Raw genomic sequence first — 24,756 nt, 5'->3', positions numbered from 1 at the left:
TTGGGCTGTTTTCATCGCTCAGCGCTGATACGAATTGAATCGCCGCGGCTCGCCGAGCTCCACCAGAGGTGTCGAGGCTTCGCCGAGCTCCACCAGAGGTGTCGAGGCTTCGCTGAGCTTGAATATCGCTTATCTCGCGGCATTTTGACGAAGGTGTGACTTCTGCCATTTCTCGTTTATAAGAGATGAACGCGGTTCAAAAAAAGAATAGAAGTTCCGTTCGATTAGCAAAATTTATAGTCCAATCGACATGTGTTTTGTTTCGATAAATGGCGCGAGTGCGGGATACGTTTTCAGAAATGCCATCGCGCGATTATGCGCAATTTCGCGTGTTTTTCCTTGGATGCAGAATATTTCCGTTGGAATCGCGGAAGTCAGCCGCACTTCTCCATTTTCGATGGAAAAACATTTGCACGGCTGCGTTTGGCGGTCTGGAAAGATGCCAACATTCATTACGCTGTTGTGCGGAAAATCGCATTTTTTATCGAAGAGCACGCAATATGCTTTATTCTCGGATTCATCCGAAATTGGATCGAAATAAGATAGTAATTTACTATACACCGTATTCAGCCATTCAGAAATAACACCGAAAGAAATATCTGGCAAATGTGTATTAACAGCACCTGCGCACCCGAAAGAATAAATCCAGTGCAGAGCATCGCTATATGCCATGCATTCATCAATATCGGAAAATGATGCGATAATGATGTGCTGCCCATCTGCGAAATCGCGATTTTCGCCAATTGGCGCGATTATTTCAAGCGAGATACCAGCAAGAGATGATATCTGGTTTGATTCGGGAATCACCAACACGACAAATACTTCTTTTTTTGGAACGGTTGCCATCATGGTTAATAATCTTATAATTATAATATTCATTTTGTTTAATTCTCACGATTCTCCGTAGCTTATCAAAAAAGAAGCGATTACACGACTAAAATCGTATCATCGTCCATGTGGCTATGATATTTGCGATCCATTTTAGATTTTATAATCAATCCCCGAAAATCGGCAGGGATTCGCCGTACGCGAATTCCAGCGTATTTGAAAATTTTGCGGAGAATATTTAGTTGCCCCATAATCGCGCGCAAAGGCGAATCAATTCCGAGTCGCGAATATAATGCCATTAGAATTATTTCGCGTGCTGCAAAACGCTCGATTTCCGCAATAATTTTCGCAGTAGGCGTATCAGCGGCGGCATTATGGCTCGCCGAAGGCTCGACCGCTACGCGGGAGCTCGCCGAAGCCTCGACCGCTACGGTGGAGCTCGGCATTAAAAAGTAATGCGCTAAATCCCACAAATTAAAGCCACGTTCATCTTTTGCGAAGATAGAAAATCCTCGAATCAATAGAATTTGCAATCCGAATAGTAGCGGATAAGGAATCGTGTTTTTTTGTTTGTAAGGCAGCACTTCGTTGCATTCATCGCAAAAATATCTGTGAAATAATGTGACTAATAGATGCGGATCAGTTTTCGGCGTAATAATGCCGACATTCGCAAGTTCTACTGAAATTGACCAATGTTCATCGCGAAGTGCGGAGATTTCTTTTTGCGTAAGATGCCCTTTTAGTGCGAATAAGCAGTGGCGAATTACTTCTGGACGCGTAACGAAATATTTTGAGGACAAAATATCATCTTTAAATTTCGGCAAAATTTCAAATATGTCCGGCATGAATTTTAATGCCAAAGCGCTTTTTAAGTCTATCCGTCTCCATCGAAACCCGGGGCTCGTCATGAGTTGTACCACTTGTAGCTGTGTTAAATTTACAGCACTTAGGCACTGCGTAATTAAATAACCAGTAAATGCTATTGCTTCTTCCCTGGCGATATTCGGATTAAATGACTCGATGTAATCAAAATCAACCATTAATTTTTCTAAAAGTGCAATTGGACTCATATCGCGATACGTTCGCTCGAACTGGAATGTGAGCATTCTTTCGAAAAACGCGCGAAATTGCGGGTTTTGCTTCGAAAATAACCACATCGGATAACACATCTCGAAGAATATTCTATGCGGATGTTCAGGCATAAACAATTGCGCAATCGAGAATGATGATTTGCAAAACTCAATTGCATCGCGATCGATAAATTGCGCAAGAAAATTGCTATCAAGTAGTTCTCTTAGAAATGCCGGATTCATGAATAAAATCTGCGGCATGTTCAATAGACAAGGCGATGCTTCATTAAAATAGATTTTTCTTATCATGGCGATAATCGGCTGCCATGGAATATCCTTAATGGTAGCACGTTGGTCCATATCGCCGCTTATAAGAGTAATTGTCCACTTTCAAAAAGCGATCAAATGCAATATACCGATTTAAAATCCTCGGTTTATGTTCCTGAGTCTGCTCGCGCGAATGATAAGCAATTCAACAGACGTGCGCTTCATTCGCACAATTACTGTAGACTCCGAAGCTCGCCGAAGACTCGACACCTTCGGCGAGCTATTGCGTTATTTGTCAACCACGGCGTAATAATGCACATCGTCAATATTGTCGCGGGATTCCACGGAAACTTTGGCGTAAATCGTCTTTTTTTCGCAAAAAAGAAATGAATCTCTATTCACGCGACGAATGCGAATAATGGCAATGTTGCAAATTCGTCTGGCAGATTCGCTGATTCGACAACTCCCGTAATTGGATCGATTATTTTAAGTATCGTATTATGCCAATATTCGGCGAATGTGTAAAGTTTGCGATGCCATTCGACCATCATAACGCGCGTAGGGCAATTAATTCTAAATTGCTCACTTAGTTCGATAGTATGCCAGGTATTATCTGGCGCATCAAATCGCTGAAGTGTGATTCTATCCGCACTATAAGGACGATAATCGACGCGTATTCCGAATAGCGACTTATCTATTGCTACAAGCGGTAATCCGCGCATTGATACGAGCTGAATGGTATCGTTAGTAAATTTATACTCGATAGTCCGTTGTTCGATATTGATTAAATACAATGCATTAGTGTATTCCTCGAAACAATAGATTTTTCCATCGATTATACCCGAATAGAAGTAACTCATGTGAAATGAAGCTGCTTGGGCAGATTTTTTGGTTAATGGTAAAATTTGCCAATTGCCGACAAGTGGGTCGAAAAATTTAAGTTCGTCACAAAGATGAAAAGCAGCGTGTCTCACATAGTAATCCACTGCGTAGATTTTATTTTGATATTGCATCAGTGTTGGCATTGAACCAGGTATGCTTGTTCCAAGGGGTCCGCTTGTTAACCATTTGCCACCATACGCCCTTGTTAACTTAGTCTCAATTTTGAAATTATCCGCATAACCATACTGTGGTCCGCTGACAATCATATAAAACTCGCGATCCAATCTGACAAAAGATACATTATTTATATCGAACGAATCGAGAATGCATTTTCGCGCGACTGCTTCGCGGCGAATATTATCCGGCAAATCATCAGTAAATTGGCAAAGACTTAATTTATTGCGATCACTTTTAGTAACACAGATGATATTTAGCGATACAGCATCGCATAAATGCTCAAAGATAGTCTGTATGATATAAGGCGACACAATGGAGAACGGACTTCTTTCATTCGGTATTGCTGCAGTAAGCTGAATGGCTTGCTCTCGAATATGGTCCGATGCGAAGCAAATCGGAAATGGTATTGTCATTGTATAAACAGCGGTGATTAATTCAAAAAAATGATGTAAATGCGCATTTTCACCTGCAAGAATACGCCGCCGAAATTCCACGACAATTGCATCGTATTCCACATTTTCCATGCGGTATATTTTTCCATTAGTATCTCATTCAAAAAAAGAGTTCGCCGGATGCTCGAGCACGAAGTGCGACCGCTACGCGGGAGTTGCGTTTTAGCAAACATAAACAGTATTGTCTTCATCAATACACATTTGTGCCGTGCGATTTAACAACTAATCCGCTAATATATTCGCACGCGAATCCCGGCATATTTAAAAATTTTCCGAAGAAAATGCGTATTGTGGTCCAATGATATCTTCTGATAATTTAATTATCTTCGGTTTACCAGTCGTCAGATCAATCATGACGAGTTCCACCGCGTCCCTAATAGAATTTCTTGATACAACGCAGAATTTGCCGCGCCATTCAATATTCAACATGTTGCTAAACTGGATATTAGACTGATCCCCAGACACCTTGCAAACGTTCTGCCAAAGACCAGTTTGTGTATCGAATCGCGCAACGAACGCTCCATCTGCGGATTGCGAAACTAATCCAAATAGCATGCCGCCGATATTGATAAATGGTTTTTCATCTGGTGGCAGTTCAAATCGATTCGCATAAGGAAGTGGAATTGATTCAATTTGCTGTTTTTTGACATTGTATAATCGCAGCATATCATCGCCATTTACAAAGCAGAATATTTTTTCGCCCACGATGCCCAACATAAAGCGTCCAAATCGACGGAAATTGTTACGCGTTCCGCATTTGAATTCCGGGAAAATAATTTGTCGCCAAAAATGAGATGTCCCCCCTGGTAATAGCGATTTCCGGCATATTTCGTCCACTGAAAGGTCTTCTTCGCGCCAATTATTCTCACTGATTCGTGTGAATGTAGTGATTCGCGCAATATAACACGAGTACATATCGGGTAAATCGAATGCGAATAACTTATCGCGCAGCCATATGAATGTTGTATTGATAAATGCGGGCGGTTTCTCCGCGATTAATTCGTGGTGAACTTCATCTTTGCTATTAATTTGGCAAAACCATAATTGTGTTTTAATGCCGCACCATTCGAAGATATTCTTGGTGTAGATAATATTTAGCGATTCCTCTGAGTTACGCAAATATTCGAAAATAGTCTGCGCAGCATACGACGAAATAAGGGAAATTGGACTTTCTTCGCGCGATATTGCGGCTGTGAATTGGATTGCCGATGAGCGAATCATTCCTTTATTTATTTGTCGTGGCTTGATTCAAAAAAAGCGACAAGACTCCGCCTAATTTTTCGAGTATCCTTCCGCAATGTCAGCACTCGTTTCAAGATTCAATGGAAGTGGCAGTATTGCTGAAATTATCGGTTTTAGAACCGGCGTAGGCGGCATGCGTTCCACTAAAACTGGCGAATCGTCACTAGACAACGGCATTGATTATTATCCTTTGTTCATCTTAATTCAAAAAGAAAAAAGCAATATAGCTTACACGAATGCCGAAAGATACAAACGCGCGATATTTTCAAAATGAAGCCCCAGAATTCACAGACGCAAGAATACGATTTGCATGTGCGATTCGCGCCAGTGATTCCGTGGCGGCAATTGCTATTGCTGGCGAATTCTTGGCAAATATTTCGCCTGCGCGATTTTCCGCACTGTTGCGCGAAATTTTTATAGAAGAAGTGGGTCATGCTGGTATTCATTGTATCTGCGCGTTCGATAGGCTTTTAACTCGCATTCGCGAATATGCGAATCATCGCGACATACTCACCGCCATTTACGCGCTATGTGCGCTGCGTAAATCGCAAAATCTTTTCTTTTATCGAACATGCATTCGCCAACAAAATCGCGCGAATCTAAAGCGCTCATGGCGTGTTCAAATGCTCCAAAATATCGCGCTTGCGATTCGCGCCAATACGAATTGTGGGCGATTAATTGAAAGAGAGCGCATTTATATTAAATTTCTCAAATACGCAAATTTCTTCGGCGCTATGGTTTGCACATGCCAGTATTCTGATATTCCGATTAACACAATCGCGCTTTCGCCAATTTGCCCAGAAATGCTCGCCAACGGATCGCGAATTGCCGAGGATGGATGGCTATTTCTTTATCTTACTGTTGTTCATCGCGTCTGCCTTGATTGGGTAAAATTGATAAACGAAAGCGGATTTTATTGCGAAGCACGCCAACGAGAATTGCGCGCTTATGTTTCGATGTTGTATGTATGCGCGCATTTCGGCATGGATATTTCTCGTTTTTGCGAAGATTGTGAAATAAGTGTCGATGATGTTCCGCCTCGTAATTCAGTGCCGAAATCTGACTTTGATGCGCTTCGGCGGCGAATAATCTGGGAATTTCCCGCGCCGAGTGGCGAATACGCCGCGATAATACCACGAGAATTCGCCGAAGGCTCGACGGCTTCGCCGGAATTCGCCAAATTGGATAAACGCTCGGCGACACAGTATTTCACTCATCACAGAACACTCGCCGCGGCGCACTCGTCGCGCTGGCTATTAAACGAATTTAGCGCGCGAAAGTGTACGGAAATCGCACTTCCGCGATGGGAAGATGAAATTATCCGAGCGGAATCCGAGACATTCGCGCCGATTGCGTTTTTATCGCTCAGTAAATGCAGAGTCCAGCAGACTCGCTTCGCATATTTCGCAAAAGATAAATTTACACCGCAGATTGTACTTATTCGCGGACCAATCGATGCCGCCGAAATGCTTCAAGTATTATCTGCGACAGTCGTTCGCAGAAGTCTAACGAGCTCTTCGCCGCGTTTTCTTCCCGCTGAAGCCGCTAAAATGCGCTGCGACTTATTTCTCGATTCGCGCAACGCGTCCCGCATGAAGTGCGCGAATCAAGAAGCGTATTTCATCATTTCGCTGGATATTTCTTGCGGCGAATGTTTGCGAAAAGTGGACAATATCGTCACATGTAATGGATTTGACGGCAATATTCTCGATTTACAACGGACGCAACTCGTACGCCGACTGCATCCAAAAGAAGACACTTTCGCGCGTAGGCAACTGATGCGCGAATATTGCATCAGCTTTATCATTGGGCAAATTCTCACTAAGGAATATTTCATCCAAAGCGCATGGAATCCACGGCTCAGAAATAGTATGGAAACATATTCTTTGCATTGTGGAGGCGAAATGTACCTCGCTAGCGAACACAGGGATAATGTTTGCGCGAAATTGTTGCGAATGATACGCGATTATCCTGCGGATGCGGCAGATTATCTCAAGCCGCAAATGAAAATTCTCGCGATGATATTCGAACATTACGCGCCATATGATTCGCGTGTTTCAGCGTGCGATATTGCGCTCATGCGTGAGCGAATTGCTTTTATCTTGCGGATGGTTGGCGCGATATAATCGCGGTGCAAAAAAAGAATCGCGATTCATCTTCGGATTTTTTGCGTTATTTTTCTAAGCGCGCTACGAGCGATAAATATGCCGCGCGTAAATCCCAATCATTCACGCATACTCCTCCAGCGCATCCTCTTTCGAATTGAAGAATATTCTCCATTTTATCATCGACGAGCCACGAAAGTTCCGCGTCATAACCAGCAGAATGCAGAGACACAGATTTGGTATACATATTGTTGGCATATATAATCTCATCAAATAGACAACTTACTCCAGCCGCATCGCAAATCGCAGACGCTGAGTAATTATTCGAAAGAACGACAAATACGTAGCCAAATTTCCGCGCTAAATCTCGCGTACTGCGGAGAATTTCAAACGCGCCATCAACTAAGCGCGGGCAATTCTCCCGGAGGGGTCGAGCCTTCGGCGAACTGGCAGATGACTCGCTCGGAATTATGAAAGTGTCATCCATATCAATTGCGATACATTTACCTTTCGCCATATTTGATTAATAGCCGTGTTTATTCAAAAAAAGAAGATAATTGAGAATTTTTTTATTCTTTCGGCTGATTGCCGAAATACTTCCGCTGTGTTTCGAGAAATTCCAAACGCCGAAGACGCTCTGGCGTTATGCCTGGATTCTTCTCAATAAGCAGCCGCTGCTTTTCTTCCGCATCATGCGTATTTATCCACTCTACTTCAGTACGTACTTCTCGTTCGAGAAAATGGCTAATTTCTTCTCGAATCGATTCTGGAAAAAGTTCAACAATTGCAGTAAAGTGTCTCCGATGCACTCGTTCTATTTTTTGTCCGTGTTCAATAATCGCCACGAAGTTAATAAGTTCATGTAGCGCATCAGAGTGCTCTTTACGTAGAAGAGTTTCTGCATCATTTTCGGGAACACCGTCGCCAAGTTTCCTCGTTTGAGACTCGACAACCGATTCATAACGACTGCCGCCAATTTCTCCCAAATGACTAAGATAACCGCACACACTAAGAATCATTCTGAATTTTTTTGGAATAAACTTCCATTTAATGGCGAAAGTTTATTTTTGCTCGAATATAACCGCTCGCAGCAATTGCTAATGGCATTATCCCAATCGCTGTGATTTGGAGCATTTCGAGGATAACACTCAATAATGCAAGATGATAACTCGGCATTTCGGCAAATATATCGCGAGAACATCTCGCGAAAAGTCCACGTTTTGTTCGGCATTGAAAATGGTGTATCCAGCGTAATAAATTCTGAAAGTCTTTGGAAATCATTGATTTCGCGAAACGAGACAATCCCATATAGTCCTTCTAAAATATCCGGCGGAGCACCATCAATCCTGCGAAACGATATAATTTTATTTTTGATTTCTACGCGAGTTATGACAAGATTTTTCTGCCGAACGATGTCGTGGATAATTTCGCACCAATCGCGGCAAACACACGCGATAGCACGAAATTCGCGCAAATGAAGATAATCACCCATAGCGATTACATGTAATGTAGAGTTTGCTAATGATGGATTCATTAATGGCGAGCTCGCCTCCGGCTCGACACCTTTGGTGGAGCTGATGTCTGCTTGTCTATCAGCAATGCAGACATTCGAGTCAGGCATGATATCACTCATCTAATTATTTCTACGGGTATTGCACGGTTCAAAAAAGAAGCATATATCAATTTTTCTTTTTTGAACTGCGCACAACGTCAAGAATATAAGATGGAGCCGAATACAATATCTGCGCAACAAGAAATAGCGCCGATTGCCATGCCGTATAGATTCATATACCAGACATCCGATTGGCATATTCGCGATTCGGATAGAGACCGCCTCTCGGCAGCAATAGATAAACTCGCGGAAATAATTGCCGCAGATGTCGCGCAAGAGAAGCTGCTCGTTGTCGTCGGCGATATATTTCATTGCAAAACACGCCTTTCTGCGCAAAATATCGAAGATTTCTCTCGATATTTATCGAAACTCTGCAGATTAGTAAAGTACGCAATCATTATTCCCGGCAATCACGATGCGAATTTAAATAATACTGGTATGCTCGATTTACTTTCGCCAATTACATCTAAATCACTGCGCCCTGCGCAAAATCTCTATTTCCTTGGAACAACAGGAATATCGGAAATTGACGGCGTATTATTTCATGTTTATTCTCCACTTTCGAGCAACGAAAATCTCACCTACTCGCCAGTTCCGCAGCGAGTAAATATTGCGCTCTTGCATGATTTCATCAGCGGCTTCAATTATCAGCCGAGTATTTATCGGTGTTCAGCGGATACATTTAGTGTTCGGAATTTCACTGGATTCACTGCAGTAATGTGCGGACATGTTCATGACTCAGCAATTCAAGATAATATTGTTTATGCCGGCTCACTCATTCAGCTCGATATCGGCAGTACAACTGATAAAGGCTTTATTCGCTGGACGCAACAGAAAAGATGCGTTCCGGCACTTTTTCCAGAATTTGTGCCGATTTTATCAAAAGGATGCCAAGTCCGCTTTGATATGGCGCCGATAAAAGATTCGCCGGATGGCAGGCGATACACGATGCGCGCAAATGGCAAAAATACAGAACAAATTCTGACCAACTGTGTTTCGCGCGTTCTCGTATATGCCGCGGCGGGTGTAGCAAAAGAAGATATTGATTTCATCGGCGAAAAACTCACCACTGTGCTAACATCCGTAAAATCGCCAATTCGCCCAGAATTTCATATCGCGCACGATAAATGCAGTTCGATTTCGCAGTTTTTAAGCAGCAAGACAGCCAACAATGCGCCAGGCATTGATTTGCAGCAATCGTGCACCGCCGATAATTGGAATGCGCAAATGACGTATCATGCGGAACTAATTACTATGATACTAAAACAGTATTTTCCTCGCGATACGCAAGAAGATATTGACGCAGTTATCAGCTTACACGCCGACACAATGCGCGAAATAATTGACATCGTCCCTGTTGCGCGCTCAATACGCTGGAATCTGCTTTCGCTCGAATGGTCGGGACTTTTCTGCTATGACTCCAGTGAGACAAATTTCATCTCTTTTGAGAATCTTTCATCTTCGCTTCTCGGCGTTCTTGCGCCGAATCGCGCGGGCAAAAGCGCGATTTTTGACATTTTGATGATAGCGCTATTTAATTGCTTTGTGCGCGGTTCTTCGAAACTTGTTCTTAATACTGAATCGAAGGATGCATTCTGCCGCGTTCGCTTTAGTGTTGCAATACCCGGCGCTGTAACATCGTTACAAATTCACGATGTATATCGCCGCTGGAATATGCGCGAAGGAACAATCGTTTATCGCGTCGGCGATGAAAATCACACATGCGAAACAATTGCAAAAACGTATGAAGAAATTGAACGCACTGTCGGAACTGCCGATACTTTTCTCGCGACGGCATTATCTACACAAGAGCCGCAAGGATTCTTCCAAAAAACAGACCATGACAGGCGAGAACTGATTATGCATCTTTTAGGCTGGGAATATTTGAAAACCGCTCTTTCTCGCACAAATGATAGACATCGTCTTCGCGCGGCAGAACTTCAAGTAAAAGAAGCCGAATATAATGAGGAAAATCGCGCTTATCTTCGTAATTCACGGCGCGAACTTGTCGCGAATGAGCAGGATTACGCGCGGCAACTTAAAGAAGCGAAAATTATTCTCGATGCGATGGAACATTTAAACTACGTTGCAAAGCCGAAAATAACTGTTGAAGGAATGTTAGCGGAAATCAGCGAGCATCTCGAGCGGCGTGAGCAAATCACGCGAGAAATAGTCACGCTTACGAAAGCAGAAGCTGCAGTGAAATTAAAAATTGAAGAATTATCTGTGGCAGAAGTTGGCAAATTATCGCCGACGGAAATAAGCGCGGAAATAAAGAAATGCCAATCTATTCTCGATACTAACATTCTTTCTTCAAATCCACCCGCGAAATCTGTCGCTGAATCAGAGCATGCGCGAATCAGTGTGTTATTACCGCGAATGGAAGAGAACGAGCGTTTGCGCGGCGAAATTGTGCAATTAGTTTCGCTACAGCGCGAAATACAGCAATTGGACGCACGGCTGCGTGCGGAATTAGCAAAGGCGAGTGCTTCGCCACATCTTAAAGAAAATGCTGCAACACTCACGGCTGCAGAAAAGCGCCAATCTGAGGCGTTCGATGCGGGATTGCCTTCTTCTTGCGCAATTGCGAAAGCTGATGCGACTGCCGATGCGATTCATGCGATTTCCGCGCAAATTGCTGCATATTCACGCTGCGCGAAATTGCAACCATCGCCGCAGTTCGCTGCAATTTCGACAGAAACGCTGGCTAAATGCCGCGATGCGCTTTTGGCGCAGCGATTCCTCGAGTCAATAAATCTGCAATGGAGCGACAATTGTGCAGATTGTCAAAAAAATAAGCAGACTATTCATGATTTGGCAGCCAGTAGTATGCTAGCAAGCGGTCTAACACTTCCGGCGATTCTCACGGAATTAGAGCGCCGCGATGCAGCAAAGATAATTCCTGCTGATTTTAACGAAAATGTGGCACAAAAGAGATTGCGCGATTTAATCTTCTGTGAGCGCAATCATGATAAAATTGTGCAGAATGCGCAAATCGGCGCAGATTTAGCCGCAATTCGCTGCGCAAAGACTATTCTCGATATTCGCGCGCAACTCGAAGAAAAAAACGCGCTTCTCAAAGCGCTTCAAGAGAAGCAGAAGACTATTCTTAGTTACAATAATCTACTTTCTGCATTTAGTTCATCGGATGCAATGCGCCGACAATTGGAACAACTTTCATTCGCGATAAAAAATGCCCCTCAAATTCTCGAAGCTCGTGCGGCAGAAGCGCGAATTACAGAATTGCATAAGCAATTTCATTCGATTTCAGAGCTTGATAGAGCGATTGTCGAGCTTCAAAGCGCGCAAGTTCGCCTTTCTGCTGCGAAAGAAAATCTCACTCGCCAGGAAGATACTATCATTGAAGCGAATGACAGATTGGTGCAGCTCAAGAAGCAAATCGCGGATTACAATGAAATGATTCGCACAGAAGAGCAAATTCGCCGCAATCGCGAAAAATACGAATCTATTCTTTGCGCGCATTCGCATATCATCGCAGATATTGAAAAGATAACAGATAAATTGTCTGTTTTTGATGCCGAAATGAAGAGCGTCAGTATTTTCCGCCGCCAAATCGACCTCTTTGAGCGCTATGAGAAAACGCTCGATGCGAAATATGGTATTCCAAATCTCATGCTCGCGCGGGCATTTGGCGATTTACAGCAAGAAACAAATAATGTCCTGCGTTCAATTGTGCGGCATGGCAGCAATGCGTTTACAATAAAAATTCAGACTTCTGTTGATGAAGATGGGCAGCCGTTGATTGTATCAAAAAGTAAAATGGCGACGATGAATTCAGCAAGAATAAAATCCAACGGGCAACCGCGCGTTTATAGTTCTGCGGCGATTCATATTCTCGCAGTGAACGCTGATGGTAGCGAATCGCCAATTGATTTGTCGAGCGGATATCAGCGGTTTGTCGCTGGGCTCGCATTTCGGCGCGCGCTAATGCGGACGTCGCTCATCACAATGCCACAATTCATGATTTTAGATGAAGGATTCGGTTGTCTCGATGCGGACAATCTACAAAATATTTGCGAGCACTTGGTCGATTTAAGCATGGATTTGAGTTTCCTCGTCGTTATTTCGCATATCGAGCAGATGCATTGCGCGTTTAATAGCGTGATTCCAATAATGCGTACGCGAAATGGCGGCTCGTGCATAAAATATGGAAAAGCGCCAGAAGATTTTGATATTTCCGGCATTACAAAAATTACAAAAGATGGTCAAATCGCGATTATACCGGTTTCCGCATCGAAATCGGCGACAAAATCTATGGATACATTTTCGCCAATTGCGCGATTCTTTATCTTTGCGTCAAATTCGCCATTTATTTCTCCGGCGGCAATTAAGACGAGATTACATTGTAATACTTGTAATAAAGAGTTCGCGCGGACTTATCTAACGCGCCATTGCAGAAGCAAAGCGCATCAAATATCGGCGCAAAAAAGAATAAAAGAATTAATGAAAATCGGCATAAGTGCGGATTTAATGCACCAGGCGGATGAATGGAATAAAAAGCAAGACGCGTCATCATCTGCGGATTTGCCGGAGGACGATGCGGCTTCAGCAGCATCTTCCACTGCAGATGGAGAAGATGGCGAGTGATGCATTACTGAGCGCTAAAAACAGGATGAATTGCGTTCTCATAAATCCAATCGAAATATTTTTTTGTGAATTCTTCATACGGAGCGTCATACGCGCCATTAACCGAAGAAAAACCAACTCTATCATTTATTTCTAAGATTATCGTGCTTAAATCTCTGCGAACAAGCACATCAACGCCGAATACTTCGAATGCGAAACGCGATTCGCTGTATGGCGCTGCGAGTGGCAAATAAATTTCATCCACGCGACGAAGTGCGCGTTTCGCATTTGCGAAAATAGTCTCGCAATCAGCTGCGGGTATTCCTAAATCGTTGGGGAAGAAAAGACTGCGCGTCGTTGAGCTAATATGAGTGTCATGAATGCCAGCGTCTTCGAAATGCGCATCTTCATAGGGTTTCGCAGCAGTAAGTATTTTCGCGATATTCCAAAGAATACTTTGTGTTGTATTGCCAGAAATAACCAACCAATACATTCGAAGGTGGAATTTATAATCTCTTCCATTTTCGCGATTATGCCAGAGAAGCGGATTACGAATATATTTCGAGATAATTGCATTCGCCTTCGGCTCTTGCGCTTCGCGTGAATTCGCCTTCGGCTCTTGCGCTTCGCGTGAATTCGCCTTCGGCTCTTGCGCTTCGCGTGAATTCGCCTTCGGCTCTTGCGCTTCGCGTGAATTCGCCTTCGGCTCTTGCGCTTCGCGTGAATCTTCGCTATCGGGATAACGCTTTTTCGCCGCTGCGAGCTCTTCGGCGTTTGTAACGCGAATTATACCATTTCCGGAACACGCGACACTATTCGTCAGTCGCACAGGGCGAACGATAAGGATTTCATTTGACCCAATTTCGCTAACTGCGGATAACGCGCGCGTGATCGCAATATCACGGCAATCAGGAAAACGCCGTGCGTATTCCTCATGAAATCGCGCTTTATTTGTTATGATATGCTTTGTATCGCTAAGAATATTCTTTAGTGTACATCTTATGCCGTAAGATTTCTTATCGAATGCGAAGAAGCGGTCGTGTTGCCATACCATTTCAACCCATACGAAATTGATAAATTTCTCTCGCGATGCATCGCTCACTTGTTGAAAACCAATTCCTTGCATTAATGAGATAAGGTGGTCTTTTTTGAGCCCTGTATCTCCAAATATCGCGAAAGTGCGCGAATGTGCTGCGGGTGCTCGCGTTCTCGTAGATTTTTTCTTACCTCCCGCGATTTGCCATTCTCGCGAATCACTATCTGTTGCCGACATTCTTATATCAGTAAACAACGCAGTTACGAGAATAATAATGATAGCAATAATACTACCTATTATATCGGGAAGATGCATACTTATATTTAGTTGCCATTCAAAAAAGAAGAAACGCGCGCGATTCGCGTGTAAAAATTTACGTATCCTTGAGCGATTTAGGCGACTGCGGCAAGTTGCTAAGCCTGCTATTCGCCACTTGTTCAGCGGGCGTTGGCATATATGCATCACCCATATTGATAACGATGTGTTCATTTTTGCCACCAGTGCAGCGGCGATGCCATGCGCAAATTGGTTTGCGGAATATCAAAATGAGAATAATCAGCACGATTAAGAACCAAACCCAAACGGGCAACATATCTGTGAACATATTTGGAAATACGCTGCGATTGTGCTTTATATATTCCGCGAGAAAAAATAATAGCAAATGAATGCGAAAATGAACACGGTATTATTATTTCCGTTAATCGGAATTTGGCAGATGGTGAGCGCCGTATCAAATTGTGTGGAGTCGTTTGCTATTGCGATTATCAGTTCGGTGGCAATTAAATTTCTGGCGACAATCAATCATTCAGAGCCGCAATTATGGGACGATGATGTGTTGGACGCATACGCGCCAGAATGATTACTGGGGTCCGCCATTTTGCTGCAATTCATTTATTGCGCAGTTCAATTCTAAGTCATCAGAATATGTAGTTACCAATTTGGGCGGAATGATTTCTATTGCAATTGTGTATGCCGTGATGAACATATCATGAATAGTATTAGTGTTGATTGTTATCTTACCAGTACTTCGCGAATCAGTATCCTCAACCGGCGAGTTTGTTATTATGATGTTTGCGAAATTACATGAAGCGCTCTCGGTTTTATCATGAGACGCCGTGATAATTAATCCGCCTCGGTCGCCCTTTGTCAATTCAAGGAAGACATTTTTGCAAAATTCCACGATTCGCTGCATTGGCGAATCCGCTGACGCGGAAATGCCGATTTTGCCACATACCGGTGGTGGAATAATTGCTAAAGATTGAAATATGTCTTCAAATGTCGCGATTATTCTTTTTTGATAATTTACCGTTATCGAAGGGAAATTCGCAATCGCCTTTTGCACGATAAATGGAATATTGCCAGGCAGAAGATAATCGAGCAACGCGGCAATTGCAATTGCGACATCACGCTGCGTAATAAATGTAATTATAGTATTTATTTGCGAAGTAATCGCGTGCCGAATTGCGAAAATGGATGTTCGCTCACTTTCATGCGTAACGTAGAAAACCACTAAACCACGCAGATTCAATTTTGTCACGCGGAGCAATTCTTCATAAGTTGCGTTGTAAATAATTGCAGCGTATTTTACTTTTTCTCGAATCGATTTCTTGCGCGCATTATATGCGAGACTTCGCCAATTTGTCGCGAATTGCTTTTTTGCCGCGGGAATGAATATCGCGGCATGTGGGCTAATTGCCGGCGAAATCGGCAAATGTTCGATAAAAACGCACGGTGAATCATCGCGCAAAATCGGCAATAAATTTACGCACGGCATTGCGATGACCTGTTGAATAGGGTTTACGCAGTAATGCCATAACGCGGATAAGAGACGAGCATCGCTTTCACCATCACAACGCATTGCCATCATTGTTAATTATATTTTGTGTAATTCAATTCATTATAAGGAAGAATACTCATTGTGCTGAGAAACAAAAAAAGACTTTGTGATGCCAACTATTAGTTTATCAATTGTAATCCTGCATCAGCTATGCACACGGCAAACGCATTATCGCCGGGACCGACAATATTCATCATTCCAAGCGATAATGTTGCACTTATTGGAATCGTGGAGTTAAGAATCCACAAACCGCCGGCGCGATAATAAACGAATACCCTCCGCCCATACTTTATATTTGCCGGCGCGATAATAAGCGAACGCCCATCGAGAGATAATTTTATCGCCTGTTTTGAGCAGCCATAAAATGCGCCCGGCTCCGCTGCGGGAATTTCTATTCGCGCGCGAAGTGTAAAATCACTCGGTTGACATTCATAGTATAATATCTCACTAAATGCATTTCCTTGCGTCGAAATGATGCATGTTTTGCCGCATGCGTCGCTCCATACTCCGCGAATTTGCATGTTGATATCCGCGGCAATAATCGCAACACTCCGAATAAGAACGCCCGATGCGTTGGGCGCATCCGAAAGAGAATAAATGTGTAGTGTTTTTCTGCCGAATCCGAAGAAAATACCGGATTCTGCGGCGAGAAATCCACCAATCGCCGAATCACTATCAGCTGTAGGAAGCGCGTTAAATACGAAAGGAAAGATTACATTTTCTTTTTTTGCGATGAAATATGCTCCAGTTGCCGAATTGCCGCCTACAATCATCCGCGCAGAACTGCAGCCTTCGGCAATCCACGAAATTGGCGATTCAGCGACTTGCGCGATTTTCGTGGTCGTATTCGCCCAATATATCTGCCGATGACTTTCTTTTTCGATACTGATTATCGCGCCATTATCGCAGATGACGAAACTTTCCCCTAAATTGGCAGTATTCGCGATGAGAGGCGGCAAAGGAAGCTCCTTATAATCAACAATCGCTTTCATATCTGCCGCGAGCGTCAATGCGCGAATAAGACCGCTTCCTGCCGCAAAGGAAGGCGCCGAAATCGCAAGAAATGCATCATCCAATGCCGCGTAATGATTCGCGCCGAAATTGCGTAGAATTGTTGCGCAATTGCGTGAAGGCAAAAGTGAATCGCGCGATTCGTCATAGCGCATATATTCGCGCCCCGGCGGCATTCTTTGCGCATCGGCGTCCGCGTTGCGGGCGAGGCATAGCCGAGCGTCAAATAATAATCTGCATTCTTTTTGCCGTGTTTCTCTGTTCAAAATAAATCCACCAGTGTGTGCGCCGCGAATAAATGCGATTGTTGTTTGCGCGACTTTAGAATCTAAATAAAATTCGAATAAAATTTGTTGTGGTGGCGATGATATTGCGCATTTTGAGAAATCTAAATTGACGGTTACTCGCGTTTCTGCGCAACTGCGAATATACCAAACATTCGCGCAACTCATATCGAATGTTGATTCTGCCGCGAGATTTTCAATAATACGAGGAATAGAAGCAAGAGAAGCGCAATTGACATTGCCGGATGCCGATATACTACCGTTAATCGCAATTGGCGTAGTCGCATCCGGCGCGTTTATCGCGCGAACGCGCAGTGTTGAATCTGGGACATTTTCTCCTGCGATAGTTTGATTTATTAATTCTATCATTGCGGCAGTCGTAAGAACTGCATTTGCGCGTTCCGGCGGAATAGGGCGCGGAATAGGCGTATCAATGATATCCGCGATATTTATATTCGCGATTTTCACAGCGCGTACAGATAAATCGCCGGCGGGAGTTATTCGCGCGACTTCTATTTGTTTATCTCCTTCTTGGCGCGTTACTATAAGCCCGCCAGAATCAGTGGTAATAGACCAAGTTCTCAGACCAGAAAATATTAATCTGCCGGGATGCGGAGTGGAATCTTGCCAACTACTGAAATATGCATCCCCATTGACGAATAATTTTTTTGCGACAGTGAGTTGTTCAAAAGAAGCTCTGTCGAAATCCATGAATTGCCGCCACTTACACAATTGTTATTTCAGAAGAGCCTGCTCTGTATATGTAATCCGCTGAATTCGTTTTTGAACGAATTCTTAAATATTCGCCATCAAACGCGGCAATTTCTCCGAGGTCTTGCGATTGGATACTCGCGGTCGATAACTGCCGAACAAATAATTCAGATATATCGTAAATCTTAATTGTTGAATCGCTGAAAATCGCCGCGAATCTGCCAGTGCGCTGGTGATAAAAATAACGCGATAATTGCCCAACTTCTGGCGAGGAAAATAGTATTTCTCTTCTTGGGCGTGGAATTCTGTGTTCTTCGATTGGCGGAATTGAAATATTGAAAATGCCGCCGGGATATGTCGTATTTATGCCCAAATCAACAAGATTGAGCATTTCGCCAGAGCAATAATCACTACTCGGCGAAGCCTCGCCACCTTCGGCGGAGCTCGCGCATGGCGTTGCAACGGAATTAGCTTTGGCATTAGAAAACCAATCACTGCCACTTTTCAATGCGGATGCAATTCGTTGCCCGGAATTCAGCAAGATATATTCGCCGGCGATATCGCCGACAATAAATACTTTCGCTAATCCCAATTTCGGCGATAAAACAAAGTCGATTCGCATTTGGTCAACCAGCGGCGCGTAATGAAATTCATGCGCTGTCACAATTACGCGCGGTGCAGCGTGCATCATTGGCGATATAATTTGCCCATTTACCGCAAGATTTCCTGTGATATTCACATCTTGCGCGCTACGAGAGATAGAGATACTAAATGCAGTTTTCTCGTCTCCAATGGCGGATAATGCGGCGCCCGCTCGCGCCAAACGCGAATAAACGCCCAAAATATTATCGCCCATTGCCGAAACATTCAGCCCATCGGCGCCGAATGCGAGCGTTTTTCCATTCGTTTCAAAAAACAAAGAATCAATATTCGCGCCGATTCGCGTATTGCCGAATATCACTTTCGCGTCGGCATCCATTTGCTGCTCGCGTACAAATGCGACAGTCTTCACTGTGCCATATTGGCAACTCGCGCGTTCTCTCGTAATATTTAACATTTCTGTCTTAATGGATGAGTGAGATGACACCTGCCAAACTCATAATATATATTAAACCCGCACAGTCTGATATCGAAAAATCAATCGCGCCGGGAATGTTTTGCAAATTTAACCGCTGCCATGCGAGGACTTGGCGCGAATAAATGCTAAACGTGCCGTCAACTTCAAGAATGCCGATAGCTTTCCCATCGGCGGATATTGCCAATTTTGCAATTGCGGCATTTGTCGGAATTACCCAATTAACGCTATAAGTTCCTCCGCAAATATAATCGAGAATAACTGCACTTTTTCCTTGTGCGAAGACGATTGTTTCTGCGGATACAGAAACTGCAAGCGCATTAATCGCGGAATCGGCGGCGTAAATTTCGCGCGTTGTTTCGCCGAAAAAGATTGCAATAATTTTATTCTCGCTTGTTATCGCAAAGATAATATCGCCACTGCCGCTACACGCAGATAACACAATTGCGGGATTTGCGAAAATTGTAGTCCGCGTCCAAATATGTTCTGCGTTTTTCCGCGCGAGAATTAATTCAGTGCTTGTTTGGAATAATATTTGCGAGCCGGCATCAGTAAGCGACAGAGCGATTGCCGGCGCGGATAATGGGGAAAGTATTTCTTTTTGCCAGATTTCGCCATCGCGGAGAAACAGAATACATTGTTCATTAAGTGTAACAACTGCAATATTGCCTAATGCGTTCAATACAAAATGCATTTCGGCAGTCGCAGCGGGCGCAATTTCGATAAGTGTCGCAGGGCGTGATGCAATTTTTGCCGCGCTTGTAAATGCGACGAAAAGCGCCGGCAATTCTGCGAGTCCATTATCGCCGTGCGTTGTTGTGATAATGCCAATCGTATTGCATTTTGCGCATGCTGCAATGCGATGAAATTCGAAGCCGCCGATATTCGCAACGATATTCGCTTGTGAGATTGCAGGAAGTGAATAGACTGAATCTTGGCGAATCCAGGCTTTCTGCGATGAATCCCACAACACTTCGATGGTTGGCATGCCGCTCCACAAATGCACAGAGCCATATGGGTCGAGAGCGATAAGCACTTCGCGCCCGCGAATATGTTTTAGGCTAATTTTCAACGCGAGAATTTCGTCTGGGTCAAATTGCTGCGTTGGGCACGATATGGCGATATTCGCAATGGAATAATTCGTTTCGCCATGACTATTATCGAGCAGAATATCGCCGCCGTCTGCCGCAATTGCGACGCCACTTTGCACTATTTCTTCAAGATTAAACATTCGCGGCAAAATCGTTTCGTATGTGCGCGAAATGCTGCCATTTACGCGCAGTGTGCCATCGACAGTCACAGGAGTATCGGCGATTTGCGGCTGAATGCGGTTCACAAATATCACTTCTTGTTGTTTGTTTACGATATTTTCGTGCACATATTTCGTGATTGCCGCGCGTGTCATCACAGATTCAGCGTCAACTCCATCAACAGATTTAATAACAGAATCGCCGAGTTTAAATCCTCCGGGCAATTCAACGAAATTATCTTTGCCGAATTTCGCGACAATCACGCCATTTGATGAAATGCAAAGCTTCTGGGAGGTGTTATCAAAAAATAAGCCTATCTGCACTTGCCCATCTGGCGACTTTATTTGAATAGATGGCGTTTGTTGGCTTCCGCCGGAACACAATAATTCGCGTGCGGAAAGCTGTTCCGAGATTGTAAGGCGACTAAATTCTGCTGGCTTTATAGCAGTGCTCATGGCTTCGGTACTGCGTATGTATATATTTAGATATGTGATTGTTAATATTTTTTCAAGAAAGAATGCGAATCATAAATGATATCCTTCGTCGTATAAGCGGCAACAAAATCACGTTGCGTGAAATATGTGCAAGTCCAACCCGCAAATGGAATGGAAAACTGCGTGATTTGTGTAGCAGAAACGCAATTAAACGCATATACAACAATACGAATTAATGATTCTCCATCGCAATGAAATGCCGCCGCAATGCGCGTTCCATCGGCGTTCATCGAGAGCGAAACCGCATTTTCATTCTCTTGGGCAATATTGTGCGCGATTACGACACTTTTGCCGACCCACGGATTCGCCATATCAACGATTGCCAAGCAAGTTTCGATTGAATCCGCGAGAATGCATCGAAGAATAATGCATGAATACGCGGAATTGAGAGATATTCCCACAAAATTGCTTATTTCAGTGATTGGTCCGCTCAATAGATTGCTCATGCTGTTTCCGCGACATGCAAATTCGAAATAACGCGAAGAAAAGAGGTACCGGTGCGCTGCAATAAATGAGCGAATGACGCGATTCTTTATTTGAACCATTCCTTGCGATACTTGAATCGCGAGAGGCGAATTTTTTGTATTATTATAATCGGCGGATATTTGCGTCATTGGCGAGTTAAATGCAAGCCCTCTGCGGCAATATGCGATGCGCGTGTGCATGTCTTCGCGAATAAGCGGCGGAATATGCCAATTCAACTTGCAGTTTTGCCCGAGCTCAATTATGCTTCTGCCTGATATGCATCGCGCGACATTTCGCGCAGAGATAATATCGGATTGTTGCGTATCATCCAATAGTAAATCTCCGCGATTTTTCGCGGCGGCGAATGCCGTGGTCCTAAGGCAGATATTCATGCCGTCTAAATACTGCATCGTCGCTGGGCGAATGATTCGCGACCCACAGATTTTCAATTGCCTGCAAATCATATTCGCTTTCATCTGCAGACCCAATAATTTTCTGGGGACAATCTTTGCACATTTCGCGAAATTATCGCCAAGTGAGCAAATAAACACTTTTGTTTGCGCAGAATTGCCAGCATCAGTCACAGGAATGCCAGCAATTTTAAGCCCCCACGAAGTGGTCGAGGCTTTGCCGAGCGCCTTTCTCGCGACGAGATTTTCACGCAAAGAAAAACTACCGACGATTATATCGCCAACGACAATCTTGCATTTGCCATTTGCCGTTATTTGTGCGTGACATAGACATTTCGAGAATTGGCGAATTCCTGGGTTAGCCATTTATCTTAGATGCGGCTCTATATATGGTATATCCAATTTGGTGAATAATTCTCGCTCACTTCCAATCGCGATTTTCTCGATGATTCGCGCGTTTGCCTCTGTGCGCTCTCTTACCAATTCATTATTTTTTGTTACGGCAAGATTTCTTTCCGCAATGCGGTCTTTGACGCGCTGCACAAAAGTAAAAGGTCCAGTGTCGAATAAAAGCGTCACGTAGTGCGCGAGAAATGGAACATATTTAATATCGACGCGTACAATCCGCGTAGAGTTGTAGCGATAAAGAAAGGAAATATAATTTTTGGTGATTGTAATCCAACACACATAAGCAGGCGAATGCCGCAGGAAATTATGTAATTGCCTGCAAAATGTCGGCTCAAATGTAATTCCCGTTGTAACAATTAATTCTATGCCTTTGCCATTTGAGCCGCATTGATTATCTTCAAGAATAGATTTAGCTGGTAAGGTGGCTTTTCCACGGCGATATGGACCCGTTGGCGATATAATAAGATGGCGAATAATATAATCATTCATTTGCGAGGTTGCGTATTCGGCGTGACCACTATGTGAATATTCCATCGACTGCTTAATCAATTCCACGATTTGCGCGAGAATTTCACGTGCGCATAATGGCGATATTTCTTCCATTAGTTGCGAATGATACCTTAATCCGTAATTTTGAAGTGGCGAAATAGAAACTAATCCTTTTTGCTCAAGAAGACTTATATCTCGCGCAGATTGCGCACCGAATTTTATCCAGTCGCCAATCGAACTTGCTCCCGCGCCAAGAATTCGCGAAAGTGCGATTTGTGCAGAATATTTCTCGCGCAATTGCGAATCGTGTGCAACCCGCAGAAGCATCGTCGCCAATTTTGCGCAATCGATTGCAATCGTGGAAGAAGATGGCGGCGCGCCAATGACGTGCCAAAATAATTTAGTGTATATCTTAAAATGTCCCATTGCGTAAGCATTCATCGCGCAAAGAATGACGAGAGATTTGTCAAAATATTCACTTTTCGGTTGCTTTTGTATGTGCTGGTCCTGTTCCATCTGATACAATCTCGCCGCTGTGTTTATTATATTCACGCTCTTGGCGTATTTCGGCAAATGAGACTTTTTTTCGAGGAGAAAGTGGCGGATTTTCAATCAGTGTCGATGGAATCGTGGTCGGAACAATATGAAGTCCTATATTCTGAATGTCTGATGGTTCATTTAGCAATTGACTTGCATCTCTTTGCGTTGTTGCAGTATTTTTGACATGGCGATATTCATCGCCGCGTTCAATATCGGTGAACACGCGCTCATCCGGAGAATAATCTCGCGGATGCGCTGTTTCATTAGGAAAAATAAAAGTGCCTCCACTGAGAAGGCAAATAATGACGAATATTGCGACAATGATAAATTCAATCATTTATCGAGGCGATATGTTTTGTATATTTGCCCCGGCGCAATGTTTTTAACGTTGTGATACTCAGCAAAAACAGGATTAAGCATCATTTGGTGAATTGTTGGTATTTTATCCGCATTGGCTTCTATAACATCTCTGGCATTGTGCAAATACATTTGTGTTGGTTCGAGCTGGTTTAAAATGCCGATTATGTTGTATGTATTTTTGCCTCGAGTCTTGTCTGATAAAACTTGCCCGGAAATATTGTGGAAAAGTGCAACCATGTCAAACTCCGTTCGATGATAAGAAAGCTGGAGGTCATCGGAAAATGTGTTTAAGATTCCAAGTTCGGGAATTTGTCCAAAGCCGAAGTCGATTATCTTTGTTATCATACCGAAGAAAGGCACTTCAAACACGACTTTACACGGCTTATAATCATAAACCAGGAATCGCTGGAATAATGGCGTATAGCGGAAATCTTTGTCAAATTTAATCATAATATTTCCCAGATGCAAATCATAGTGGCAGAATTTCGGATATTTGTATTTCAAGGCGAAGTATGTGGAAATAACCTGGAAAAGTATGCTCTTAAATAACTCAATGCCGAGTATTGGTAAATCAATAATATTATTAAGAAGTTCCGACAATGATATGTCGCATCTCTCCATGACAACGAATGCACATTTGTCATAGTTAAGCCCATGATTAATAGATTCAATAAGCTGGCACATTGCGAATGTAAATAAATCTGCTTGAGATGAAGTGCCTTTGATTTTGAGCTGCATGCATTCGGACTTTTTTATGCGAAATGTCTTCGACGGGCGCTCACAAACGCGATGAGTAATGATTTCAAGAATTCCAGGCGAAATGCCGGCTTCAATTATCTCTTTTTTGAGCGTCGTTAAGATGCGGATTTCTGCATCGGTGTGTTGGAATTTTGTCGGACTTGGACCTGATTTTGTATAGAGTTCTGATGATGGAATCGCATAGAATGCCAATTTTACAAAGAATGGGACACCTTTATAGTTGCATTCGAATAGGGATGGATGACTATATGACGAAACTCTATACGCTTTGATAATCAAGTTCGCAAATTTATTAAGATGTTCGCAGTCAAAAAGCTTATCGGGGTCGAGTGTCGGTGCAGATATTTGTTTCTTTGGTGAATGTGGCATTTTCTATATATGAGCACGGATACTTGATTTGATGGA

The 24,756-nt window shown here is 43.5% G+C and carries 20 protein-coding genes; 4 read left to right on the top strand and 16 right to left on the bottom strand.

Features of this window, described 5'->3' with window-relative positions; translation table 11 throughout:
* Positions 1–234: 234 nt before the first annotated feature.
* The 4 genes from M0R33_RS17380 to M0R33_RS17365 form a co-directional block, all read right to left on the bottom strand.
* Entirely contained in the window at positions 235–849 is a 615-nt protein-coding gene (locus tag M0R33_RS17380) for a hypothetical protein (RefSeq protein WP_292572139.1), read from the bottom strand.
* A 77-nt stretch (positions 850–926) separates the two neighbouring features.
* Positions 927–2,258 (bottom strand): hypothetical protein, encoded by a 1,332-nt coding sequence (locus M0R33_RS17375; RefSeq protein ID WP_292572137.1) that lies wholly within the window; start codon positions 2,256–2,258, stop codon positions 927–929.
* 305 nt (positions 2,259–2,563) lie between these two features.
* Positions 2,564–3,748, bottom strand: a complete 1,185-nt coding sequence (locus tag M0R33_RS17370) for a hypothetical protein (RefSeq protein WP_292572134.1) — start codon at positions 3,746–3,748, stop codon at positions 2,564–2,566.
* A 189-nt stretch (positions 3,749–3,937) separates the two neighbouring features.
* Positions 3,938–4,897, bottom strand: coding sequence for a hypothetical protein (locus M0R33_RS17365; RefSeq protein WP_292572131.1), 960 nt, complete (start codon positions 4,895–4,897; stop codon positions 3,938–3,940).
* Positions 4,898–4,973: 76 nt separating this feature from the next.
* On the opposite strand from M0R33_RS17365, the gene M0R33_RS17360 reads away from it, so the two are divergent.
* Positions 4,974–5,192 carry a hypothetical protein gene (locus M0R33_RS17360; RefSeq protein ID WP_292572128.1) on the top strand — a complete coding sequence of 73 codons (219 nt, stop codon included), beginning with the start codon at positions 4,974–4,976 and terminating at the stop codon, positions 5,190–5,192.
* Positions 5,155–7,044 carry a hypothetical protein gene (locus M0R33_RS17355; RefSeq protein WP_292572125.1) on the top strand — a complete coding sequence of 630 codons (1,890 nt, stop codon included), beginning with the start codon at positions 5,155–5,157 and terminating at the stop codon, positions 7,042–7,044. Before M0R33_RS17360 ends, M0R33_RS17355 begins: the two co-directional genes overlap by 38 nt.
* A 46-nt stretch (positions 7,045–7,090) precedes the next feature.
* Here the strand turns inward: M0R33_RS17355 and M0R33_RS17350 are convergent, their stop codons facing one another.
* Genes M0R33_RS17350 through M0R33_RS17340 form a run of 3 tightly spaced genes read right to left on the bottom strand, consistent with a single transcriptional unit; the run spans position 7,091 to position 8,656 of the window.
* Positions 7,091–7,540, bottom strand: coding sequence for a hypothetical protein (locus tag M0R33_RS17350; protein ID WP_292572123.1), 450 nt, complete (start codon positions 7,538–7,540; stop codon positions 7,091–7,093).
* Positions 7,541–7,592: 52 nt separating this feature from the next.
* Positions 7,593–8,042 carry a hypothetical protein gene (locus tag M0R33_RS17345; protein WP_292572121.1) on the bottom strand — a complete coding sequence of 150 codons (450 nt, stop codon included), beginning with the start codon at positions 8,040–8,042 and terminating at the stop codon, positions 7,593–7,595.
* Positions 8,039–8,656: a hypothetical protein gene (locus tag M0R33_RS17340; RefSeq protein WP_292572119.1), complete on the bottom strand. Its 618-nt coding sequence runs from the start codon at positions 8,654–8,656 to the stop codon at positions 8,039–8,041. The genes M0R33_RS17345 and M0R33_RS17340 overlap by 4 nt, the downstream gene beginning before the upstream one ends.
* Between M0R33_RS17340 and M0R33_RS17335 the strand changes: the two genes are divergently transcribed.
* Complete coding sequence (locus tag M0R33_RS17335; protein ID WP_292572116.1) at positions 8,609–13,243, top strand: metallophosphoesterase; 4,635 nt, start codon at positions 8,609–8,611, stop codon at positions 13,241–13,243. The two genes, M0R33_RS17340 and M0R33_RS17335, sit on opposite strands and share 48 nt — an antisense overlap.
* Positions 13,244–13,247: 4 nt before the next feature.
* Here M0R33_RS17335 and M0R33_RS17330 read toward each other — a convergent pair whose 3' ends face one another.
* A complete protein-coding gene (locus M0R33_RS17330; RefSeq protein ID WP_292572113.1) occupies positions 13,248–14,747 on the bottom strand; it encodes a hypothetical protein in 1,500 nt (499 codons plus the stop codon).
* A 184-nt stretch (positions 14,748–14,931) separates the two neighbouring features.
* Here M0R33_RS17330 and M0R33_RS17325 point away from each other — a divergent pair, with 184 nt between their 5' ends.
* Entirely contained in the window at positions 14,932–15,117 is a 186-nt protein-coding gene (locus M0R33_RS17325) for a hypothetical protein (protein ID WP_292572111.1), read from the top strand.
* On the opposite strand, the gene M0R33_RS17320 is transcribed toward M0R33_RS17325, so the two are convergent.
* From M0R33_RS17320 to M0R33_RS17285, 8 genes are all read right to left on the bottom strand, one after another.
* Positions 15,118–16,125 (bottom strand): hypothetical protein, encoded by a 1,008-nt coding sequence (locus tag M0R33_RS17320; protein WP_292572108.1) that lies wholly within the window; start codon positions 16,123–16,125, stop codon positions 15,118–15,120.
* An 89-nt stretch (positions 16,126–16,214) separates the two neighbouring features.
* Positions 16,215–18,101, bottom strand: coding sequence for a hypothetical protein (locus tag M0R33_RS17315; protein WP_292572106.1), 1,887 nt, complete (start codon positions 18,099–18,101; stop codon positions 16,215–16,217).
* A 13-nt stretch (positions 18,102–18,114) separates the two neighbouring features.
* Entirely contained in the window at positions 18,115–19,158 is a 1,044-nt protein-coding gene (locus tag M0R33_RS17310) for a hypothetical protein (protein WP_292572104.1), read from the bottom strand.
* Between the two features lie 7 nt (positions 19,159–19,165).
* On the bottom strand, positions 19,166–20,881 hold the full coding sequence (locus tag M0R33_RS17305) for a hypothetical protein (RefSeq protein WP_292572101.1): 1,716 nt from the start codon (positions 20,879–20,881) through the stop codon (positions 19,166–19,168).
* Between the two features lie 41 nt (positions 20,882–20,922).
* Positions 20,923–22,161, bottom strand: coding sequence for a hypothetical protein (locus tag M0R33_RS17300; RefSeq protein ID WP_292572099.1), 1,239 nt, complete (start codon positions 22,159–22,161; stop codon positions 20,923–20,925).
* The gene (locus M0R33_RS17295) at positions 22,162–23,208 is read right to left on the bottom strand and encodes a hypothetical protein (RefSeq protein WP_292572096.1); all 1,047 of its coding nucleotides are present in this window, start codon (positions 23,206–23,208) and stop codon (positions 22,162–22,164) included.
* Positions 23,168–23,569, bottom strand: a complete 402-nt coding sequence (locus M0R33_RS17290; protein WP_292572093.1) for a hypothetical protein — start codon at positions 23,567–23,569, stop codon at positions 23,168–23,170. The genes M0R33_RS17295 and M0R33_RS17290 overlap by 41 nt, the downstream gene beginning before the upstream one ends.
* Positions 23,566–24,720, bottom strand: a complete 1,155-nt coding sequence (locus M0R33_RS17285; RefSeq protein WP_292572090.1) for a hypothetical protein — start codon at positions 24,718–24,720, stop codon at positions 23,566–23,568. Before M0R33_RS17285 ends, M0R33_RS17290 begins: the two co-directional genes overlap by 4 nt.
* Between the last annotated feature and the right edge of the window lie 36 nt (positions 24,721–24,756).

The organism is Methylomonas sp. (assembly GCF_023228165.1).
In the GTDB taxonomy this organism is placed as follows: domain Bacteria; phylum Pseudomonadota; class Gammaproteobacteria; order Methylococcales; family Methylomonadaceae; genus Methylomonas.
This window is presented reverse-complemented; position numbering and strand designations above follow the sequence as displayed.

What these genes read in the sequence shown, in the direction of transcription:
- M0R33_RS17375 (WP_292572137.1), bottom strand. Translation starts at nt 2,258, where the DNA reads ATGGACCAACGTGCTACCATTAAGGATATTCCATGGCAGCCGATTATC.
- M0R33_RS17315 (WP_292572106.1), bottom strand. Translation starts at nt 18,101, where the DNA reads ATGGATTTCGACAGAGCTTCTTTTGAACAACTCACTGTCGCAAAAAAA.
- M0R33_RS17305 (WP_292572101.1), bottom strand. Translation starts at nt 20,881, where the DNA reads ATGAGCACTGCTATAAAGCCAGCAGAATTTAGTCGCCTTACAATCTCG.
- M0R33_RS17310 (WP_292572104.1), bottom strand. Translation starts at nt 19,158, where the DNA reads ATGTTAAATATTACGAGAGAACGCGCGAGTTGCCAATATGGCACAGTG.
- M0R33_RS17320 (WP_292572108.1), bottom strand. Translation starts at nt 16,125, where the DNA reads ATGATGGCAATGCGTTGTGATGGTGAAAGCGATGCTCGTCTCTTATCC.
- M0R33_RS17325 (WP_292572111.1), top strand. Translation starts at nt 14,932, where the DNA reads ATGAACACGGTATTATTATTTCCGTTAATCGGAATTTGGCAGATGGTG.
- M0R33_RS17330 (WP_292572113.1), bottom strand. Translation starts at nt 14,747, where the DNA reads ATGAACACATCGTTATCAATATGGGTGATGCATATATGCCAACGCCCG.
- M0R33_RS17285 (WP_292572090.1), bottom strand. Translation starts at nt 24,720, where the DNA reads ATGCCACATTCACCAAAGAAACAAATATCTGCACCGACACTCGACCCC.
- M0R33_RS17360 (WP_292572128.1), top strand. Translation starts at nt 4,974, where the DNA reads ATGTCAGCACTCGTTTCAAGATTCAATGGAAGTGGCAGTATTGCTGAA.
- M0R33_RS17290 (WP_292572093.1), bottom strand. Translation starts at nt 23,569, where the DNA reads ATGATTGAATTTATCATTGTCGCAATATTCGTCATTATTTGCCTTCTC.
- M0R33_RS17355 (WP_292572125.1), top strand. Translation starts at nt 5,155, where the DNA reads ATGCCGAAAGATACAAACGCGCGATATTTTCAAAATGAAGCCCCAGAA.
- M0R33_RS17380 (WP_292572139.1), bottom strand. Translation starts at nt 849, where the DNA reads ATGATGGCAACCGTTCCAAAAAAAGAAGTATTTGTCGTGTTGGTGATT.
- M0R33_RS17350 (WP_292572123.1), bottom strand. Translation starts at nt 7,540, where the DNA reads ATGGCGAAAGGTAAATGTATCGCAATTGATATGGATGACACTTTCATA.
- M0R33_RS17295 (WP_292572096.1), bottom strand. Translation starts at nt 23,208, where the DNA reads ATGGAACAGGACCAGCACATACAAAAGCAACCGAAAAGTGAATATTTT.
- M0R33_RS17370 (WP_292572134.1), bottom strand. Translation starts at nt 3,748, where the DNA reads ATGGAAAATGTGGAATACGATGCAATTGTCGTGGAATTTCGGCGGCGT.
- M0R33_RS17365 (WP_292572131.1), bottom strand. Translation starts at nt 4,897, where the DNA reads ATGATTCGCTCATCGGCAATCCAATTCACAGCCGCAATATCGCGCGAA.
- M0R33_RS17300 (WP_292572099.1), bottom strand. Translation starts at nt 22,161, where the DNA reads ATGGCTAACCCAGGAATTCGCCAATTCTCGAAATGTCTATGTCACGCA.
- M0R33_RS17345 (WP_292572121.1), bottom strand. Translation starts at nt 8,042, where the DNA reads ATGATTCTTAGTGTGTGCGGTTATCTTAGTCATTTGGGAGAAATTGGC.
- M0R33_RS17340 (WP_292572119.1), bottom strand. Translation starts at nt 8,656, where the DNA reads ATGAGTGATATCATGCCTGACTCGAATGTCTGCATTGCTGATAGACAA.